Source organism: Streptomyces aurantiaciflavus, from assembly GCF_049808595.1.
In the GTDB taxonomy this organism is placed as follows: domain Bacteria; phylum Actinomycetota; class Actinomycetes; order Streptomycetales; family Streptomycetaceae; genus Streptomyces.
Genome location: NZ_JBNCAQ010000015.1, coordinates 1 through 17,773, shown reverse-complemented (window position 1 = coordinate 17,773; position 17,773 = coordinate 1). Strand labels below are relative to the sequence as shown.

Below are 17,773 nucleotides of genomic sequence, written 5' to 3'. Positions count from 1 at the left end.
CCCGCACCGCCTGCCTCCAGGCCGCCGACGCCTATACCGAGGCCGACGCCCCCACCGAAGCGGCGGAAGTCCGCACCGCAGCGGAGTCCCTCACCGGCTGGTCCGAACCCACCGATAAACCAGCTCCGGCCTCCCCACCTGCCCGTACAACGGCTTCCGCTCCGCCCTCCCCGCCTCCACCAGATGCTCCAGATACCGCCGGGCGGTGATCCGCGAGATCCCCACGGCCTCGGCCACCCCGGCGGCTGTCAACCCCTCCTCCGCGTCCCGTACAGCCCCCGTCACCCGTTCCAGCGTGGGCCCGCTCAACCCCTTGGGAAGGGCCGCCGGCCCCGGAGCCCGGAGCGCGGCCAGTGCCCGGTCCACCTCGTCCTGGCCGCTCGCCTCCCCGGCCGCCCCCCGGAACTCCGCGTACCGCACCAGCCGGTCCCGCAGCGTCGCGAAGGTGAACGGCTTGAGCACGTACTGCACGACCCCCAGCGAGACCCCCTCCCGGACCACCGTCAGATCCCGCGCCGACGTCACCGCTATCACGTCCGCGTGATAGCCCGCCGCCCGCAGTGACCGTGCCAGTTGCAGCCCGTGCCCGTCCGGCAGGTGCAGGTCCAGCAGCAGCAGGTCGACCGGCGTACGGTCGAGCAGGCGCCGCGCCTCCGCACCGGTGTGCGCCTTGCCGACCGCAATGAACCCCGGCACGCGTCCGACGTACATGACATGCGCGTCGGCGGCGACGGGGTCGTCCTCGACGACCAGCACCCGGATCGGCTCTTCGCCCGAGGTGCCCGGGGCGCCGGTACCGCCACCGCCGCCATTACCGCCGGTCCCGCCCGTCCCACCAGTCATCTCTCGCCTCCCGACACCGGCGCCGCGGCGGCCGTCGTCCGCAACGGCAACCGCACCGTGAACTCCGCCCCGCCCCCCTCGGCCTCCGCCACCGAGAGCGTGCCCTCGTGGCGGTGCGCGGCCTGTCGTACCAGGGCCAGACCCAGGCCCCGGCCGCCGGGGCCCGCCGGCTTGGTCGAGAAGCCGCGTTCGAAGACCTGGGAGGCGTGCGCGGGGTCCACTCCTGCGCCCGTGTCGGCCACCCGCAGCACCAGCTCACCGGCACCACCAGGGGCATCCCTGCCGGCGGCTCCGGGAAGGCCGTCGGTGAACGCCGTCACCGTCACCCGCGCCGGCACGCTCCCCTGTGCCGCGTCCACCGCGTTGTCGATGAGGTTGCCGAGGATGGTGACCAGGTCGCGAGCGGGCAACGACTCCGGCAGGAGACCGTCGTCCAGACCGCTCTCCTCCGACACCACCAGCTCCACGCCCCGCTCGTTCGCCTGCGCGGTCTTGCCCAGGAGCAGAGCCGCCAGGACCGGCTCGCTCACGGCCGCCACCACCTGGTCGGTGAGGGCCTGGGCCAGTTCCAGTTCGGCGGTGGCGAACTCCACCGCTTCCTCGGCACGGCCCAGTTCGATCAGTGACACGACCGTGTGCAGGCGGTTCGCCGCCTCGTGGGCCTGGGAGCGCAGCGCCTGTGTGAAGCCCCGCTCCGAGTCCAACTCGCCCATCAAGGACTGGAGTTCGGTGACGTCTCGCAAGGTGACCACCGTTCCCCTGCGCTCTCCGCCCGACACCGGTGACGTGTTCACCACCAGCACCCGGTCGGCCGTCAGATGCACCTCGTCGACCCGCGGTTCCGACGACAGCAGGGCGCCCGTCAGGGGGGCGGGCAGGCCGAGGTCGGCGACCGACCGGCCGACCACGTCCCCGCCCACGCCCAGCAGTTCGCGGCCGCCGTCGTTGATCAGTGCCACCCGGTACTGGCCGTCCAGCATCAGCAGGCCCTCGCGGACGGCGTGCAGCGCCGCCTGGTGGTAGTCGTGCATCCGGCTGAGCTCGGCCGCGTTCATGCCGTGGGTGTGGCGGCGCAGGCGGGCGTTGATGACGTACGTGCCGATCGCGCCCAGGGCGAGGGCGCCGGTCGCGACGCCGAACAGGGCCGTCACCTGGTCCGAGACCCGCCTGCTGATCGCCTCGACCTTGATGCCCGCGCTGACCAGGCCGACGATCCGCTGGTCGCCGTCCTCTATGGGGGTGACCGCGCGGACGGAGGGGCCGAGGGTGCCGGTGTAGGTCTCGGTGAAGGTATCGCCCTTCAGGGCCCGGGCGGTGTTGCCGCGGAAGTGCTTGCCGATCTCGTCGACGTCGGGGTGGGTCCAGCGGATGCCGGCCGGATTCATGATCGTGACGAAGTCGACCTCGGTGTCGTGCATGATCCGCAGCGCGTACGGCTGGAGTTCGGCCGTGGGGTTCGGGGTGCGGATCGCCTCGCGGACGGAGGGGGAGTCGGCGACCGAGCGGGCCACGGCGGTGGCCTGGCGGGCCGCGGCCTCCTCGGCCTGGCCGCGGTCGCTGATGTACGTGAACAGCGCGTATCCGGCGACGACGACCGCTATCAGCACCGCCTGCATGGCGAACAGCTGGCCGGCCAGGCTGCGGGGTCTCGGGACGGGGATGCGCATGTCGTCAGTGTGCCCCTGTCCGTAAGCGTGAACTAAATGAACGGAAGGGTGACCGCCCTCACAGTACGGGGGGATAGTCACGGCATTCCCCTTATCCCCCGGACGTGAGCCGCACGCCGGTGATGCCGACGAAGACGTCAAGGAGGGCAGCCGTGGCCGCCAGTCCCACTCCGAATACGGCACCTGCCGCACCCGCCGCCAAGCGGGACCGCACCCACTACCTGTACATCGCGGTGATCGTCGCGGTCGCCATCGGCATCGCCGTGGGTCTGATCGCGCCCGACTTCGCGGTCGAGCTGAAGCCGATCGGCACCGGCTTCGTGAACCTGATCAAGATGATGATCTCGCCGATCATCTTCTGCACGATCGTGCTCGGGATCGGTTCCGTCCGGAAGGCCGCCAAGGTGGGCGCAGTGGGCGGTATCGCCCTCGGCTACTTCCTGGTGATGTCGCTGGTGGCACTGGGCATCGGTCTGATCGTCGGCAACATCCTCGAGCCGGGCACCGGTCTCGCGGTCACCGACGCGGTCAAGGACGCCGGTCACGCGCAGGTCGACGCGGAGGCCAAGGACACCACCGAGTTCCTGCTCGGGATCATCCCGACCACGATCGTCTCCGCCTTCACCGGCGGCGAGGTGCTCCAGACCCTGCTCATCGCCCTGCTCGCCGGCTTCGCCCTGCAGGCCATGGGTACGGCCGGGGAGCCGATCCTGCGCGGTGTCGAGCACATCCAGCGGCTCGTCTTCCGCATCCTCGCCATGGTGATGTGGGCCGCTCCGATCGGTGCCTTCGGCGCCATCGCGGCGGTCACCGGTTCCGCGGGCCTCGACGCGCTGAAGAGCCTGGCCGTGCTGATGCTCGGCTTCTACGTCACCTGCTTCCTGTTCGTCTTCATCGTCCTCGGCGCGCTGCTGCGGATCGTCGCCGGCCTGAACATCCTCGCGCTCTTCAAGTACCTGGGCCGTGAGTTCCTGCTGATCCTGTCGACCTCCTCCTCCGAGTCCGCGCTGCCGCGCCTCATCGCGAAGATGGAGCACCTCGGTGTCAGCAAGCCCGTCGTCGGTATCACCGTCCCGACCGGCTACTCCTTCAACCTCGACGGCACCATGATCTACATGACCATGGCCTCGCTGTTCATCGCCGACGCCATGGGTACGCCGATGTCGGTCGGCGAGCAGATCCCGCTGCTGCTCTTCCTGCTCGTCGCCTCCAAGGGCGCCGCCGGTGTCACCGGCGCCGGCCTCGCGACGCTGGCCGGCGGCCTCCAGTCGCACAAGCCCGCCCTGGTGGACGGCATCGGCCTCATCGTCGGCATCGACCGCTTCATGAGCGAGGCGCGCGCCCTCACCAACTTCGCGGGCAACGCCGTCGCCACCGTCCTGATCGGCACCTGGACCAAGGAGATCGACAAGGCCCGCGTGGAGCAGGTCCTCGCCGGCCAGGCGCCCTTCGACGAGAAGACCCTGCTCGACGACGGCCACGGCTCCGCTCCCGCGACGGCGGAGGTGCCCGAGCAGCGCGAGGGCGGCGACAAGGAACTCGCCAAGGCCTGACCCCCTGAAAAGGGATCCCTGCTCCGGCTGTCCGGCCCCGCCTGAACCGGGGCCGGGCATCCGGCCGGATCCCCGGCGGAATCCGCCCCACCCACTCCGGGCGGCTGAGTACTCCCCCGTTGCTCAGCCGCCCGGTCCGCCTTTTCCCGGCCTGTTCCTCAGCCGGACCGACTCACCCTCGCCACCAGCGCGGTGGCCAGATGGGCGGGCACGCCCGCCGCGGTCAGCACCGTGACCGCGGCCGAGCGGCCCGCCTCCCGTGTGTTCAGCAGATCGTCGTTCACGGCCTCCATCAGGGCGAACAGGATCTGTTCGTGGACGTAGGCCAGGGCCGGCGCCGTGAGGGGCGAGGCGAAGGTGCCCTCGTCCAGGCCGCGCTGGAGCAGACGGACGCTGTTCTCGCGGACCGGGGCGAGCCGCTCCCGGATGCCCTGCATGGTGACCGTGCGCTGGGCCAGCGCGACCAGCAGCCGGTAGCGGTCGGCGATCTCCCAGACCGCGAGCACCGAGCGCGCCACCGCCTCCGCCGGGTCCGCGACGCCCTCCCGGGCCGCCGTGTGCGCGGTCGCCAGCGCCTCCACCGCCCCGTCGACCAGCGTGCCGACCAGCGCCTCACGGCTGGGGAAGTGCCCGTACACCGTGCGGCGCACGACGCCGGCCGCGCGGGCGATCTGGTCCATGGACGCGTCGGGGTCGCGCAGCAGCTCACCGAGGGCCACCTCGAGGATGCGGCGGCGGTTGGTCTCTGCGCGACCGGTGTTACCCGTGGTCATGGCGGCCATTCTGCCCGCCTTCCCACAGGACGGTGGGCGGCGAGGAGGTGGACCGAGGCGCCCTCGCGGCCCGCTCCGGTCCCAGTGAGGTGGACTGCGGCACCCTCGCGGCCCGCTCCGGTCCCGGCGAGGTGGAGACTGCGGCACCCTCCCGGCCCGCTCCGGTCCCAGCGCTCGCCGCCCCGGGTCTCGCCGTCCGTACGAAGGCTCCTGGCCGAGCGGAGGGGAGAAGCAGCGCCTCTTGGCTCGCGCCGGTCCCGGCTCTCGGCCCGCTCCGGTCCCAGCGCCGACGCGAAGATGTCCCGGGCCGTACGGTCGGGCCGGTCGGACACGGTGGCCTGTGTGAGCGGCCCCACCGTCAGCGCGCGCGGCCCGCGCGCCTCGCCCTCGGCCGCAGGGTGTCCGGCGGGCACCGTGGGCAGGGGCGACCTGCCCGCCCCGTCGTCGTCGGTGAGCAGCAGCCGCTCGGTCGCCGACAGTTCCGGCCGGACAGCGCGAGCCGCCCCGGCAGGGATCCGGGCGGTGTCACAGCGCGGCGGCGCTGTTCCTGACCGATCGCTCCAGCCGCTCCAGCTCCACTTCCGCCAGTACCAGGTCCACCGCACGGGCGGAGTCCCGGATCGTCTCCGGCCGGCTCGCGCCGGGGATCGGGATCACCGTCGGGGAGCGGGACAGGAGCCAGGCCAGGCAGACCTGCTGCGGGCTCACCCCCCTCTCGCGGGCGATCTCGTGGAAGGCGCCGAAACGCCGCTCGCCCTCCAGACGGGAGGGTCCGTCCAGGGAGCTGCGGGAGATGCCGCCCAGCGGGCTCCAGGGGAGGAACGCCAGTCCCAGCTCGGCGCAGAGCCGCAGCTCGCGTTCGCTGTCGCGGACGGCCGGGGAGTAGCGGTTCTGGACCGAGACCAACCGGTCACCGAGGATCGCGTGGGCCCGCCGTATCCGGTCCGTGTCCGTGTTGGAGATGCCGGCCAGGCGGATCTTGCCCTCGTCGAGGAGGTCCCGCAGGGCGCCCACCGACTCCTCGAAGGGCACCGCCGGGTCCGGCTTGTGCAGCTGGTACAGGCCGATCGCGTCGACGCCGAGCCGCTTGAGGGAGGCCTCCGCGGCGGCCTTGAGGTGGCGGGGGTCGCCGTTCACCGTCCAGTCCGCGCCGGCCGGTCTGCCCCGGCCGCCCTTGGTCGCCACGAGCACGTCGTCCGTGGGGCCGCCGTAGGTGGCCAGGGCACGGGCCACGAGCCGTTCGTTGTGCCCGGGTTCCGCACCCGGCAGGTGGTAGGAGTCGGCCGTGTCCAGCAGGGTCACGCCCGCGTCGAGCGCCGCGTGGACCGTGGCCAGGGCGCGGGCCTCGTCGGGGCGCCCCTCGATGGACAACGGCATCGCGCCGAGCCCGATCGCGCTCACCCGCAGGTCGCCAAGGATGCGCCGGCGCATGTCAGTCGTCCTTTCCCAGGGTCTCGGCGACGGCCCGCGGCAACCACTGCCGTACGTCGCCGAAGCGGTATCCGAGCCGGCCGGCCCGGGAGGTGTCCATGCCGTAGGAGCGGGTGAAGGAGAACGGGGAGACCTCGCCGACCTCGACGGCCCGGAAGACCGTCCTGCCCTGCGGGAAGTGCGTCGCCACCTGCGCGCACAGTTCCTCGGTGGTCAGCAGCCCGCTGGAGGCGGCGTTGACCGGCCCGGTGAACTCCTGGCCCGCCGCCCAGGCGAGGAAGTCGGCGATCTCCTCGACGTGAATGTAGGTGGCGGGCTGGTTCGCCACCGGGACGGCGATCGGCTCACCGGTGCGGATGCGGTCGGCGTAGTGGTCGAGGCGACCGGTGAAGTCGTCGGCCCCACCGAGGACATGGGCGACCCGGACGGCCGTCCAGGGGAAGTCCGGGCCGGCCGCGAACACCGCCTCCGCCTGCCGCTTGCCCTCGCCGTAGTGCGTGTGGAGGAACTCCGGCTCGTCCCAGGGGAGTCCGAGATCGACAGCCACGTCGAGAGGGTCCACGTCCCGCTCCCGCACGAGCGCGATCGAGTCCTCGTACTCGTAGACCTCGACGGTCGAGGTCATCACATAGCGGCGGGTGCGGCCGGCGAAGACCCGGCGGGCGATCGCCGCGTGGCGTGGCGTGTAACAGACCTGGTCGACGACGACGTCGAAGGTGCGCGAACCCAGCGCCGTGGTCAGCGACGTCTCGTCATTCCGGTCGGCGACAAGATGAATGGCGCCCTCGGGCGGCGGCGACGATCCGCGATTCAGGACCGTCACCCGGTCCCCGGCGGCGAGCAGCCGCGCGATGAGGCGTTTGCCGAAATAGCGGTTCCCGCCGATGACCAATACCTCCCGCGCCCTCCCCTCTCCCGCCTTTGCCGCTCCTTCCCTCGCCTCCCCTGCTTTTGTCTCTGCCGGCTTTACCTCTTCGCTCTTTTCCATGACCATGATTCTCCTGGCGTACACACCCGTCCTGAAGGGGGAACCATGGGAGTTCAGGCCGCAGCGCCGAAAGAACCACGGCATCTTCGCCCTGCCGCCGACGAAACATCGGCGGCCTTCGACTCGCTGGACCGTCAGATCCTGGAGCTGCTCCAGACCGACGGCCGGATCAAGCTCAGCGAGCTGGGCCGCCGGGTGCGCCTCAGCCCGGCGGCGGTCACCGAGCGGGTGCGGCGACTGGAGGCCGCCGGAGTGATCAGCGGCTACGGCGCCCATGTCGTCCCGGCCCGCCTCGGGTACGGCATCCAGGCGTTCATCCGCGTCAATCCGCACGGCGGCTACAACCTGAAGCATCCGCGCACCCTGGAGCTGATCGGACGGTCCGAGATCACCGAGGTGCACCACGTGGTCGGCGAGGACTGCTGGATCCTCAAGGTCGCCGTCCGGGACACCGTCCACCTGGAGGAGGTCCTGGAGGAGGTCTCGGCCCTCGGCCGCACGACGACGTCGATCGTGCTGACCTCGCCGGTGGAGCGCAAACCGCTGTTGCCTTGACGTCGGCGTCAAGCCGTACGGTCGTCGGTATGCGAATCGGCGAGCTGGCCGCACGGGCCGGGACCACCACGCGGGCGCTGCGGTACTACGAGTCGCGGGGGCTGCTGCCCGCGCGCCGTGACGAGCTGGGTCATCGTGACTACGACGAGCGCGACCTGCGACTGTTGCAGCAGATCAGGACGTTGCAGGACTTCGGGTTCGACCTGGAGGAGACCCGGCCCTTCGTGGAGTGCCTGCGCGCCGGGCACCCGGAGGGCGACTCGTGCCCGGCGTCGCTCGCGGTGTACCGGCGCAAGCTGGACGAGCTGGACGCGCTCATCGGGGAGCTGCGGGCGGTGCGGGAGAAGGTCGCCGGACAGCTCCAGCGGGCCGAGCGGGCGCGGGACGAGCTGGCCGCCGAGGCGCTGGTTCCGGGGGGTCCGGAACCCGTGTGCGAACTGGGAGGGCGGCAACGGTGATCAAGGCGGCCGGAGTGACCGAGGTGACGGACGCGGACTTCGGGGCGGAGGTGCTGGGGGCGGAGCTGCCGGTGCTGGTGGAGTTCACCGCCGACTGGTGCCCGCCGTGCCGGCAGATGGCGCCGGTACTGAGCGCGCTCGCCGCGGAGGAGGGGGAGCGGCTGAAGGTGGTGCAGCTGAACGTCGACCACAACCCGGCGACGACGAACCACTACAAGGTGCTGTCGATGCCGACCTTCATGGTGTTCCGCGGAGGTGAGCCGGTGAAGGCGATGGTGGGGGCGCGGCCGAAGCGCCGGCTGCTGGAGGAGCTGGCGGACGTGATCTGACACTCCGGGATCGCCCGCCCCCGAGGCCTTCGGCATCCCTCGTGCAGAGAAAAACCCCCGGGTAATTGCGCCCGGGGGTTTTCTGTGCGTATATTCAATGGTTCGCGACTTGTGGGGATCGGTCGCGAAAGAAGTTCAGTGGGCACAGTATATCCGGGCGGGAGCAGAATTGTCAAACACCGAGTCACACGCCGAATTCACCGATGGTGAAATGCGCGGTGAACAGGAATTCATCGACGGCCTGTACGCGCGCGTGGACGCGCTGCGCGGCGACACCGAGACCGCCGTCGCCGACGCGCTCGCCCAGGGCGACAAGCCCAGGCAGGCCCGGCTGGAGCGGGACATCCTGGTCGCCGAACGCTCGGGGCTGCTCGCCGCGCTGAACGCCGTGGAAGGCTCCCTCTGCTTCGGCCGCATCGACCTGTCCTCCGGTACGAGCCACCACATCGGCCGGATCGGTCTGCGCCTGGACGACGCCGAGCGCACACCCGTCCTCGTCGACTGGCGGGCCCAGGTCGCCCGCCCCTTCTACCTCGCCACCGGCCACACCCCGATGGGCCTGCGCCGACGCCGGCACATCAGCACCGAGGGCCGCCGGGTCACCGCCCTGCACGACGAGTTCCTCGACCTCGGCGACGCCACCCGCACCGGACACGAGGACCCGGCCGGCGACGACGTCCTGCTCGCCGCGCTCAACTCCGCGCGCACCGGCCGCATGAACGACATCGTGCAGACCATCCAGGCCGAGCAGGACGAGATCATCCGCGCGCCCCACCGCGGGGTGCTGGTGGTCGAGGGCGGGCCCGGCACCGGCAAGACGGCGGTCGCCCTGCACCGCGCCGCCTACCTGCTGTACGAACACCGCGAGCTGCTCGCCAAACGTGCCGTCCTGATCGTCGGCCCCAACCCCGCCTTCCTCGGCTACATCGGCCAGGTGCTGCCCTCGCTGGGCGAGACGGGCGTGCTGCTCGCGACGGTCGGCGAGCTGTACCCGGGCGTCAGGGCCACAGCCACGGACACGCCCGAGGCCGCCGCCGTGAAGGGCCGCGCCGACATGGCCGACGTCCTCGCCGCCGTCGTACGCGACCGGCAGGCGCTGCCCGACCCGGTGATCGCCATCGAGCACGACCGTGAGGTGCTGATGCTCGACGACGGGCTCGTGGGCGTCGCCCGCGAGCGCACCCGGGCCGCGAAGCTGCCGCACAACGCGGCCCGCGAGCACTTCGAGGGCCACATCCTCAACACCCTCACCGAGCTGTACGCCGAACGCGTCGGCACCGACCCCTACGACGGGTCCAGCCTCCTCGACCCCAGCGACATCACCCAGATCCGCGACGAGCTCGCCGAGAATCCCGAAGTGTGGTCCGCCATCGACCAGTTGTGGCCGGTGCTCACCCCGCAGCGCGTGGTCGCCGACTTCCTCGCCGACCCCGAGGGGTACGTCGGCGACGAGGACGCGGCCGCCATCCGCCGCCCGGTGACCCGGGCGTGGACGGTCGCGGACGTGCCGCTGCTCGACGAGGCCGCCGAACTCCTCGGTGAGGACGACCGGTTGGCGCGGGAGCGCGCCGAGCGCGAGCGGGAGCGGCAGATCGCCTACGCCCAGGGCGTGCTGGACGTCTCCTACGCCTCCCGGACCTACGAGTTCGAGGACAAGGAGGACAGCGACCCCGACGGTTCCGAGGTCCTGTCCGCGCACGACATCATCGACGCCGAGCGGTTCGCCGAGCGGCACGAGGAGGACGACCACCGCAGCGCCGCCGAGCGCGCGGCGGCCGACCGGACGTGGGCGTTCGGCCACATCATCGTCGACGAGGCGCAGGAGCTGTCGCCGATGGCCTGGCGGCTGCTGATGCGGCGCAGCCCGACCCGCTCGCTGACCCTGGTCGGCGACCCGGCGCAGACGGCGGAAGCGGCCGGCGTGGGCTCCTGGTCGAAGATCCTCGAGCCGTACGTCGAGGACCGCTGGGAGCACACCCGCCTCGGCGTCAACTACCGCACCCCGGCCGAGATCATGGAGGTCGCGGCGGCCGTCGTCCGCGCCGAGCACCCGGACTTCGTCCCGCCCAGCTCGGTGCGCTCCACCGGCGTACGGCCCTGGGCGCGCGCCACCGACGACCTGCCCGGCGCGGTCGCCAAGGCGGTCGAGGAACTCACCCCCGCCGAGGGCCGGCTCGCGGTGATCGCCCCGCGCGAGCTGCACCGCAGGCTGGCCGCGAGACTCGACGGAGTGACGGCGGGCGCCGAGCCGGACCTCACGCGGCCCGTCGTACTGCTGGATCCCCGTCAGTCCAAGGGACTGGAGTTCGACTCGGTGCTCGTGGTCGAACCGGCCGGGTACGGCACGAGCGACCTGTACGTCGCCCTGACCCGGGCCACGCAGCGGCTCGCTGTGGTGCATACCAAGGCGCTGCCGAAAGCGCTGGCGGGAGCCCTCGCGTAACGCAGGATCACCAAGACGTAACAGTTCACGCCGTGATCACTGCGCGTGCACGGACGGTGCGGTAAGCGTTGCGGTATGGAAGCCCACCCCCACGACACCGCACCGTCCGACGCACCCGAGCTCGGGTCGCTGACGGTGGAGCCGCTGCTCACCGCGGAGTTCGACGCCGACCCGGGCGCGGTGTACGAACGGCTGCGGCGCATCCACGGGCCGGTCGCGCCGGTCGGTCTGATGGGTGTACCGGTGTGGCTGGTACTGGAGTACCGGGAGGTGCTGGAGGTCCTGCGCAACGAGTGCCTGTGGCGGCGCGACGTACGGCACTGGCGGGCCCGGGCGCAGGGCGCGCTGCCGCCCCAGTGGCCGCTGCTGGCGGGCTACGAGGTACGCCAGATGATGTTCATGGACGACGAGGAGCACCGGGCGGTCCGCCGCACCCACCACGCCTCGCTGAGCCCGTTCCAGAACGCGAGGAGCCCGGAGGGCTGGGAGCTGCGCTCGGCCGTCGCCCGTTACGCCGACGAACTCGTGGCCCTGCTCGCCGCGGAGTCGGGCCGCACCGGCTTCGCCGACCTCGGCGCGCAGTACACGCGGCCGCTGCTGCTGATGGTCACCACCAAGCTGTTCGGCTGCCCGGTCGAGCTGGGCGACGAGCTGGTCATGGACCTGTGGCGGATGCTCGACGGCGGCCCCGACGCGGGCCCCGCCACCGCCCGCGCCCTGGCCGCCTTCACCCGGCTCGCCGCCCACCGCAGGGCCCTCCCCGGCGACGACCTCACGTCCTACCTGCTGCTCGCCGACCCCGACCTCAGCGACGAACAGCTCGGCCGGGAGCTGTTCATGAACGCCGTCTACCTCAACGACATCACCGGCAACATGGTCCTCAACACCCTGCTGGAGGTGCTGCGCGGCAACGCCACCGTCCGCCGCAGCCTCTCCGCCGGGCAGCTCGGCGAGACGGTCAACCGGGCGGCCCTCGCCAATCCGCCGGTCGCCAACATGTGCTTCCGGTTCGCCGCGCGGGACGTGCCGCTCGGCAACTACTGGATCCGCGCCGGGGACGCCGTCTCCCCGTCCGCGGCCTCCGCCCACCGCGACCTGCTGGACCTCGGGTCCTCCCACATCGTCGGCTCCACGGTCTCCACCCGGGCCCACCTCGGCTGGGGCGCGGGCCCTCACCAGTGCCCCACCGCGGCCCGCGAACTGGGCTCCCTGATCGTGACCACGGCCGTCGGCCGCGTCTTCGACCACTTCGCGCAGGCCGAACTGGCCCTCCCGCACGACCAGTTGCCCTGGCGGTCCGGGCCGGTGGTGCGGGGGCTGCGGGTTCTCCCGGTGCGCTACGAACTGACGTCGACGGCGCCGTCGTCCCGCCGGGCGGAGCCGACCTCCCCGACTGCCGATGCGCAGGGCGCCGAGCGGCAGGCCAAGGGGTTGCTGGCGGCGCTGCGGCGGTTGATGTCCGGCGGCCGCTGAGGGTTCTTCGCCCCCGCCGCCCCTACCCGTCCCGTACCTGGGGGCTCCGCCCCCAGACCCCCGGCCCATGCCCACCCACCGCCCGACTCGGTCGGCCGAAAAGACGCACCACACCCGCCCCATCCGGCGTTGTCCGAGGACGAGGCCGTAGGGGCGGCGGTGGGGCGAGGAAACGCTAGGCCGGGCGGAGCCATACCGTCGCCAGGGGTGGCAGGGTCAGGCGGATGCTGGCCGGTCGGCCGTGCCGGCCCTGGGGTTCCGGCTTCACCGGGTGCGGGTGGGTGACGTCGCTGCCGCCGTAGCGGGCGGCGTCGGTGTTCAGGACCTCGTGCCAGGCGGGGATGTCGTCGGGAACGCCGAGGCGGTAGTCGGGGCGGACGACCGGGGAGAAGTGACAGACGGCGAGCAGCGGCGTGCCGTCGGCGTCGTACCTCAGGAAGGCCAGCACATTGTCGTCGGCCGCGTCGCCGACCACCCACTGGAAGCCGTCGGGGGTGGTGTCCCGCTCCCAGAGGGCGGGGGTCGAACGGTAGACGGCGTTCAGGTCGCGGACCAGGTCCCGCACCCCCCGGTGGTCGGCCTCGGCGCCGTAGGCGGGGTCGAGGAGCCACCAGTCGGGGCCGTGCGCCTCGGACCACTCCGCGCCCTGGGCGAACTCCTGCCCCATGAAGAGGAGCTGCTTGCCGGGGTGGGCCCACATGAACCCGAGATAGGCACGGAGGTCGGCGCGCCGCTGCCACCAGTCACCGGGCATCTTCGACACCAACGACCGCTTGCCGTGCACGACTTCGTCGTGGGAGATCGGCAGGACGTAGTTCTCGCTGTACGCGTACACCATCGAGAAGGTCATCTCGTGGTGGTGGTACTTGCGATGCACCGGCTCGTGGGCGACGTACTGCAGCGAGTCGTGCATCCAGCCCATGTTCCACTTCAGGCCGAAGCCGAGCCCGCCGAAGCCGCTCGGGCCCCGGTGGTGCGTGGCCCGGGTGACGCCGTCCCAGGCCGTGGACTCCTCCGCGATCGTCACGACCCCGGGCGCGCGACGGTAGACGGTCGCGTTCATCTCCTGGAGGAAGGACACCGCGTCCAGGTTCTCCCGGCCGCCGTGCTCGTTCGGCGTCCACTGGCCCGGCTCGCGCGAGTAGTCGAGGTAGAGCATCGAGGCGACCGCGTCCACCCGCAGCCCGTCGATGTGGAACTCCTCGCACCAGTACACCGCGTTGGCCACCAGGAAGTTGCGCACCTCGCGCCGCCCGAAGTCGAACTCCAGGGTCCCCCAGTCGGGGTGGGCGGCCCGGAGCGGATCCTCGTGCTCGTACAGCGGGCGCCCGTCGAACTCCGCCAGCGCCCAGTCGTCGCGCGGGAAGTGGGCCGGCACCCAGTCCATGAGGACGCCGATCCCGGCCCGGTGCAGGGCGTCGACGAGGTACTTGAAGTCGTCCGGCGTGCCGAGCCGGGCCGTGGGCGCGTAGAAGCCGGTGACCTGGTAGCCCCAGGAGCCGCCGAAGGGATGCTCGGCGATCGGCATCAGCTCGACATGCGTGAAGCCCAGGTCCTTGACGTACGCCGGGAGCTGCTCGGCGAGCTGGCGGTACGTCAGTCCCGGACGCCAGGACGGGAGGTGGACCTCGTACACGGAGAACGGGGCCTCGTGGACCGGACGGTCGGCCCGGCGGGCCAGCCACTCCTCGTCGCCCCACTCGTAGTGTGAGGCGTGCACGATCGACGAGGTGGCCGGCGGGGCCTCCGTACGGCGGGCCAGCGGGTCGGCGCGCAGGCTGCGCGAGCCGTCGGGACGGGTGATCTCGAACTTGTACAGCTCGCCCTCGCCGATGCCCGGCACGAACAGCTCCCAGACCCCGGAGGAGCCGAGCGAGCGCATCGGGTACCCGGTGCCGTCCCAGTAGTTGAAGGTGCCGGCCAGCCGCACCCCGCGCGCGTTCGGCGCCCACACGGAGAAGCGGGTGCCGGCCACGCCGTCGTGGGTCATCGGGTGCGCGCCGAGCACCGTCCACAACTGCTCGTGCCGGCCCTCGCCCATCAGATGCAGGTCCAGTTCGCCCAGCGTGGGCAGGAAACGGTACGCGTCCTCGGTCTCCTGCACCGTGCTCTCGTACGCCACGAGAAGGCGGTAGGCCGGGACCTCCTGGAGGGGCAGCAGGCCGGAGAAGAAGCCGTCGCCGTCGTCGTGGAGCTCGGCGAGCAGGTCGCCCGCGACGACCGTCACGGACAGGGCGTAGGGACGGAAGGCCCGGAAGACGATCCCGCCGGGCGCCGGATGCGCGCCGAGGACGGCGTGCGGGTCGTGGTGGGTGCCGTGCAGCAGGCGTTCACGGTCGGCGGCGTCCAGGGCGGGGGAGAGGGCGACCGCCAAAGACCCGACGACCGGCTCGACGGCGGGCTTCTTTGCCGGAGCCTTCTTCACGGGCGCCTTCTTCGCCACGGTCTTCTTGGCGGCCGCCTTTTTCGCCACGGTCTTCTTGGCCGCCGTCTTCTTCGCCACCGTCGTCTCTGCCGCAGTCTTCGCCGTCGCCGCCGTCTTCTTCGCGGGCGCCTTCTTGGCGAGCGCCTTCTTCGCGGTGACCTTCTCGGCAGCGACCTGCTGGGCAGCGGTTTTCTTGGCAGTGGTCTTCTTGGCAGGTGTCGTCTTGGCAGCGGCCTGCTGGGCAGCGGTTTTCTTGGCGGCGGTCTTCTTGGCAGGCGCGGCCTTGGCAGTGGTCTTCTCGGCAGTGGCCTTCTTGGCCGCCGCTGTCGTCCTGCCCGCCGCCTTCTTCGCCACCGCCTTCTTCGCCACCGCTTTCTCGGCGGCAGCCTTCTTCTTCGGGTTCGAACCGTCGGACGGGGGACTGGGAGTCACGAGCGAAGCCTCCTCAGAGCTGGTCGGATGCGGCGAGCCTGCGTATGGCGGACAGCGGGACGGGGAGCCAGTCGGGGCGGTGCCGGGCCTCGTAGACGACCTCGTAGACGGCCTTGTCGGTCTCGTAGGCGCGCAGCAGCACGGGGTCGGTCCGGGGGTCGGCACCGGCCACCTCGGCGTACCCGGAGCAGTACGCCGCCCGGCAGGCGTGGGCCCAGCCGGGCGCCGGCGGGTCGGCCGAGTGGGCCGCGTAGTCGAAGGAGCGCAGCATCCCCGCCACGTCCCGCACCGCCGGCTGCGGCATCCGGCGTTCGGCGAGCGGCCGGGCCGGCTCGCCCTCGAAGTCGATCAGCGCCCACTCCCCGGAGGGCGCGCGCAGACACTGTCCGAGGTGCAGGTCGCCGTGGACGCGCTGGGCGGTCCAGGTGTGGCCCTCGGCCGCGAGGTCGGCCAGCGCCGTGAAGGCGGTGCGCAGGGCCGGCGCGTAGGGGTGCAGCGCGGGCACCGCCTGCGCGGCCGCGTCGAGCCGCTCGATCATGCCGTCGGCCAGCGGCCCCAGCTGCGCGTGCCCCAGGGTCGCGGTGGGCAGGGCGCGGGCGAGCGCCGTGTGCACCTCGGCGGTGGCGCGCCCCAGCGCCCGCGCCTCGGCGCCGAAGTCCTCCCCCTTGGCCAGCTCCCGCAGCGCCAGCTCCCAGCCGTCCGTCGCGCCCTGCACATACGGCTGGAGCACGCCCAGGACGTACGAGTCCCCGTCGAGGTCGGCGTGCATCCACGCCGTCGGCGCCGGCACCCGGGGACAGCCCTCACGGGCCAGCGCCAGCGGCAGCTCCAGGTCGGGATTGGTGCCGGGGACGACCCGGCGCAGCAGCTTCAGGATGAACGTATCGCCATAGACGACCGACGAGTTCGACTGCTCGGACGTCAGGCGGCGGGGTATGAGGCCGGTGCGTATCTCCTGGGCCGGGTCCCGCTCACAGCGCAGGACGCCGATCCGGGCCCGGGCGCGCAGCGCCTCCAGCAGCACCTCGGCGGGCCGGGTGTCGTACAGGGCGTCGTACACCGTCCGTCCGGCGAGCGGCCCGTCCGGTACGTGGCCGATCAGCGCGGGCGCCAGCCGGGGCGGCAGCGCCTCGCGTACGCCGAGCAGGAGCTGGTAGCAGTCGCCGGGCATGCTTCCCTGGTGGGCGCGCACCAGCAGGTGGTACAGGCCGAGCCGGGATCCGGCCGGCAGCAGCTCGGTGGCCGCCACCAGCGAGAACCCGGTGACCGGACTCCCCTTGCCGGCGAACCACCGCTGCCGTGGCAGCCACTCCCGCAGCAGGGGCGTCAGTGACGCGAGGAGGCCTGCGCTCGTCTTGCCGGAAAGGGTGACCGTTTCCGCCATGGCGTCACGTTCCTTTCCCCAGGGGGGCGGGGTCGGGGTGTTACTGATGCGTGCCCCCGGCGGGGCAGGGGAAACCGCCCCGCCGCAGGGTTCTAGACGGCGTCCCGACGGAGCCGGAACCAGTAGAAGCCGTGTCCTGCGAGGGTGAGCAGGTACGGCAGCTCGCCGACGGCGGGGAAACGGACCCCGCCGAAGAGTTCGACCGGGTAGCGGCCCTCGAACCGGCGCAGGTCCAGCTCGGTGGGCTGGGCGAAGCGCGAGAAGTTGTGCACGCACAGGACGAGATCGTCCTCGTACTCGCGCAGGAAGGCGAGCACGGCCGGGTTGGACGAGGACAGCTCGGTGTAGGAGCCGAGTCCGAAAGCGGGGTTCTGCTTGCGGATCTCGATCATGCGCCGCGTCCAGTGCAGCAGCGAGGAGGGCGAGGCCATGGACGCCTCGACGTTGGTGACCTGGTAGCCGTAGACGGGGTCCATGATGGTCGGCAGGTAGAGCCGGCCGGGGTCGCAGGAGGAAAAACCTGCGTTGCGGTCCGGTGTCCACTGCATGGGGGTGCGGACGGCGTCGCGGTCGCCGAGCCAGATGTTGTCGCCCATGCCGATCTCGTCGCCGTAGTAGAGGATCGGCGAGCCGGGGAGGGACAGCAGGAGTGCGGTGAACAGCTCGATCTGGTTGCGGTCGTTGTCGAGGAGGGGCGCGAGCCGGCGGCGGATGCCGATGTTGGCGCGCATCCGCGGGTCCTTCGCGTATTCCGCGTACATGTAGTCGCGTTCTTCGTCGGTGACCATTTCGAGCGTGAGCTCGTCGTGGTTGCGAAGGAAGATGCCCCACTGGCAACCGGACGGAATCGCGGGCGTTTTGGCGAGGATTTCCGAGACGGGATAGCGGGATTCCCGGCGGACGGCCATGAAGATGCGGGGCATGACCGGGAAGTGGAAGGCCATGTGGCATTCGTCGCCGCCGGAGGCGTAGTCGCCGAAGTAGTCGACGACGTCCTCCGGCCACTGGTTGGCCTCCGC

14 protein-coding genes are annotated in these 17,773 nt (G+C 71.8%); 6 read left to right on the top strand and 8 right to left on the bottom strand.

Translation table 11 applies throughout. The features are described from left to right. Positions 1 to 90: 90 nt before the first annotated feature. Together ACPT94_RS19525 and ACPT94_RS19520 are read right to left on the bottom strand one after the other, a co-directional pair. Positions 91 to 843 carry a response regulator gene (locus ACPT94_RS19525; RefSeq protein ID WP_360337712.1) on the bottom strand — a complete coding sequence of 251 codons (753 nt, stop codon included), beginning with the start codon at positions 841 to 843 and terminating at the stop codon, positions 91 to 93. After that, a complete protein-coding gene (locus ACPT94_RS19520) occupies positions 840 to 2,510 on the bottom strand; it encodes a sensor histidine kinase (RefSeq protein WP_360337715.1) in 1,671 nt (556 codons plus the stop codon). Before ACPT94_RS19520 ends, ACPT94_RS19525 begins: the two co-directional genes overlap by 4 nt. Before the next feature lie 122 nt (positions 2,511 to 2,632). Between ACPT94_RS19520 and ACPT94_RS19515 the strand changes: the two genes are divergently transcribed. After that, positions 2,633 to 4,063, top strand: coding sequence for a cation:dicarboxylate symporter family transporter (locus ACPT94_RS19515; protein ID WP_360337774.1), 1,431 nt, complete (start codon positions 2,633 to 2,635; stop codon positions 4,061 to 4,063). Positions 4,064 to 4,221: 158 nt separating this feature from the next. Here ACPT94_RS19515 and ACPT94_RS19510 read toward each other — a convergent pair whose 3' ends face one another. From ACPT94_RS19510 to ACPT94_RS19500, 3 genes are all read right to left on the bottom strand, one after another. Beyond that, complete coding sequence (locus ACPT94_RS19510) at positions 4,222 to 4,845, bottom strand: TetR/AcrR family transcriptional regulator (RefSeq protein ID WP_425246415.1); 624 nt, start codon at positions 4,843 to 4,845, stop codon at positions 4,222 to 4,224. A gap of 516 nt (positions 4,846 to 5,361) precedes the next feature. Then, positions 5,362 to 6,267: an aldo/keto reductase gene (locus ACPT94_RS19505; protein WP_360337721.1), complete on the bottom strand. Its 906-nt coding sequence runs from the start codon at positions 6,265 to 6,267 to the stop codon at positions 5,362 to 5,364. Position 6,268: 1 nt separating this feature from the next. After that, positions 6,269 to 7,159, bottom strand: a complete 891-nt coding sequence (locus ACPT94_RS19500; RefSeq protein WP_360337724.1) for a Rossmann-fold NAD(P)-binding domain-containing protein — start codon at positions 7,157 to 7,159, stop codon at positions 6,269 to 6,271. Positions 7,160 to 7,300: 141 nt separating this feature from the next. Between ACPT94_RS19500 and ACPT94_RS19495 the strand changes: the two genes are divergently transcribed. The 5 genes from ACPT94_RS19495 to ACPT94_RS19475 all read left to right on the top strand — a co-directional run bounded on the left by ACPT94_RS19495 (position 7,301) and on the right by ACPT94_RS19475 (position 12,513). Beyond that, on the top strand, positions 7,301 to 7,810 hold the full coding sequence (locus ACPT94_RS19495; protein WP_360337727.1) for an Lrp/AsnC family transcriptional regulator: 510 nt from the start codon (positions 7,301 to 7,303) through the stop codon (positions 7,808 to 7,810). A 29-nt stretch (positions 7,811 to 7,839) separates the two neighbouring features. Beyond that, positions 7,840 to 8,268: a MerR family transcriptional regulator gene (locus tag ACPT94_RS19490; RefSeq protein WP_360337730.1), complete on the top strand. Its 429-nt coding sequence runs from the start codon at positions 7,840 to 7,842 to the stop codon at positions 8,266 to 8,268. A gap of 14 nt (positions 8,269 to 8,282) precedes the next feature. Next, positions 8,283 to 8,597 (top strand): thioredoxin family protein, encoded by a 315-nt coding sequence (locus ACPT94_RS19485; protein WP_360337733.1) that lies wholly within the window; start codon positions 8,283 to 8,285, stop codon positions 8,595 to 8,597. A 211-nt stretch (positions 8,598 to 8,808) separates the two neighbouring features. Next, the gene (locus ACPT94_RS19480; RefSeq protein WP_360337736.1) at positions 8,809 to 11,040 is read left to right on the top strand and encodes a HelD family protein; all 2,232 of its coding nucleotides are present in this window, start codon (positions 8,809 to 8,811) and stop codon (positions 11,038 to 11,040) included. Positions 11,041 to 11,115: 75 nt separating this feature from the next. Beyond that, positions 11,116 to 12,513: a cytochrome P450 family protein gene (locus tag ACPT94_RS19475; RefSeq protein ID WP_360337739.1), complete on the top strand. Its 1,398-nt coding sequence runs from the start codon at positions 11,116 to 11,118 to the stop codon at positions 12,511 to 12,513. A gap of 175 nt (positions 12,514 to 12,688) precedes the next feature. Here the strand turns inward: ACPT94_RS19475 and glgB are convergent, their stop codons facing one another. The 3 genes from glgB to ACPT94_RS19460 form a co-directional block, all read right to left on the bottom strand. Beyond that, entirely contained in the window at positions 12,689 to 15,370 is a 2,682-nt protein-coding gene (gene glgB / locus ACPT94_RS19470; protein WP_425246414.1) for a 1,4-alpha-glucan branching enzyme, read from the bottom strand. Positions 15,371 to 15,383: 13 nt separating this feature from the next. Continuing rightward, the gene (locus tag ACPT94_RS19465) at positions 15,384 to 16,754 is read right to left on the bottom strand and encodes a maltokinase N-terminal cap-like domain-containing protein (protein ID WP_425246413.1); all 1,371 of its coding nucleotides are present in this window, start codon (positions 16,752 to 16,754) and stop codon (positions 15,384 to 15,386) included. A gap of 92 nt (positions 16,755 to 16,846) precedes the next feature. Beyond that, on the bottom strand, positions 16,847 to 17,773 hold a 927-nt coding region (locus ACPT94_RS19460), incomplete at its 5' end, for an alpha-glucosidase C-terminal domain-containing protein (protein WP_425246412.1).

What these genes read in the sequence shown, in the direction of transcription:
- ACPT94_RS19525 (WP_360337712.1), bottom strand. Translation starts at nt 843, where the DNA reads ATGACTGGTGGGACGGGCGGGACCGGCGGTAATGGCGGCGGTGGCGGT.
- ACPT94_RS19520 (WP_360337715.1), bottom strand. Translation starts at nt 2,510, where the DNA reads ATGCGCATCCCCGTCCCGAGACCCCGCAGCCTGGCCGGCCAGCTGTTC.
- ACPT94_RS19515 (WP_360337774.1), top strand. Translation starts at nt 2,633, where the DNA reads ATGCCGACGAAGACGTCAAGGAGGGCAGCCGTGGCCGCCAGTCCCACT.
- ACPT94_RS19510 (WP_425246415.1), bottom strand. Translation starts at nt 4,845, where the DNA reads ATGGCCGCCATGACCACGGGTAACACCGGTCGCGCAGAGACCAACCGC.
- ACPT94_RS19505 (WP_360337721.1), bottom strand. Translation starts at nt 6,267, where the DNA reads ATGCGCCGGCGCATCCTTGGCGACCTGCGGGTGAGCGCGATCGGGCTC.
- ACPT94_RS19495 (WP_360337727.1), top strand. Translation starts at nt 7,301, where the DNA reads ATGGGAGTTCAGGCCGCAGCGCCGAAAGAACCACGGCATCTTCGCCCT.
- ACPT94_RS19490 (WP_360337730.1), top strand. Translation starts at nt 7,840, where the DNA reads ATGCGAATCGGCGAGCTGGCCGCACGGGCCGGGACCACCACGCGGGCG.
- ACPT94_RS19480 (WP_360337736.1), top strand. Translation starts at nt 8,809, where the DNA reads ATGCGCGGTGAACAGGAATTCATCGACGGCCTGTACGCGCGCGTGGAC.
- ACPT94_RS19475 (WP_360337739.1), top strand. Translation starts at nt 11,116, where the DNA reads ATGGAAGCCCACCCCCACGACACCGCACCGTCCGACGCACCCGAGCTC.
- ACPT94_RS19465 (WP_425246413.1), bottom strand. Translation starts at nt 16,754, where the DNA reads ATGGCGGAAACGGTCACCCTTTCCGGCAAGACGAGCGCAGGCCTCCTC.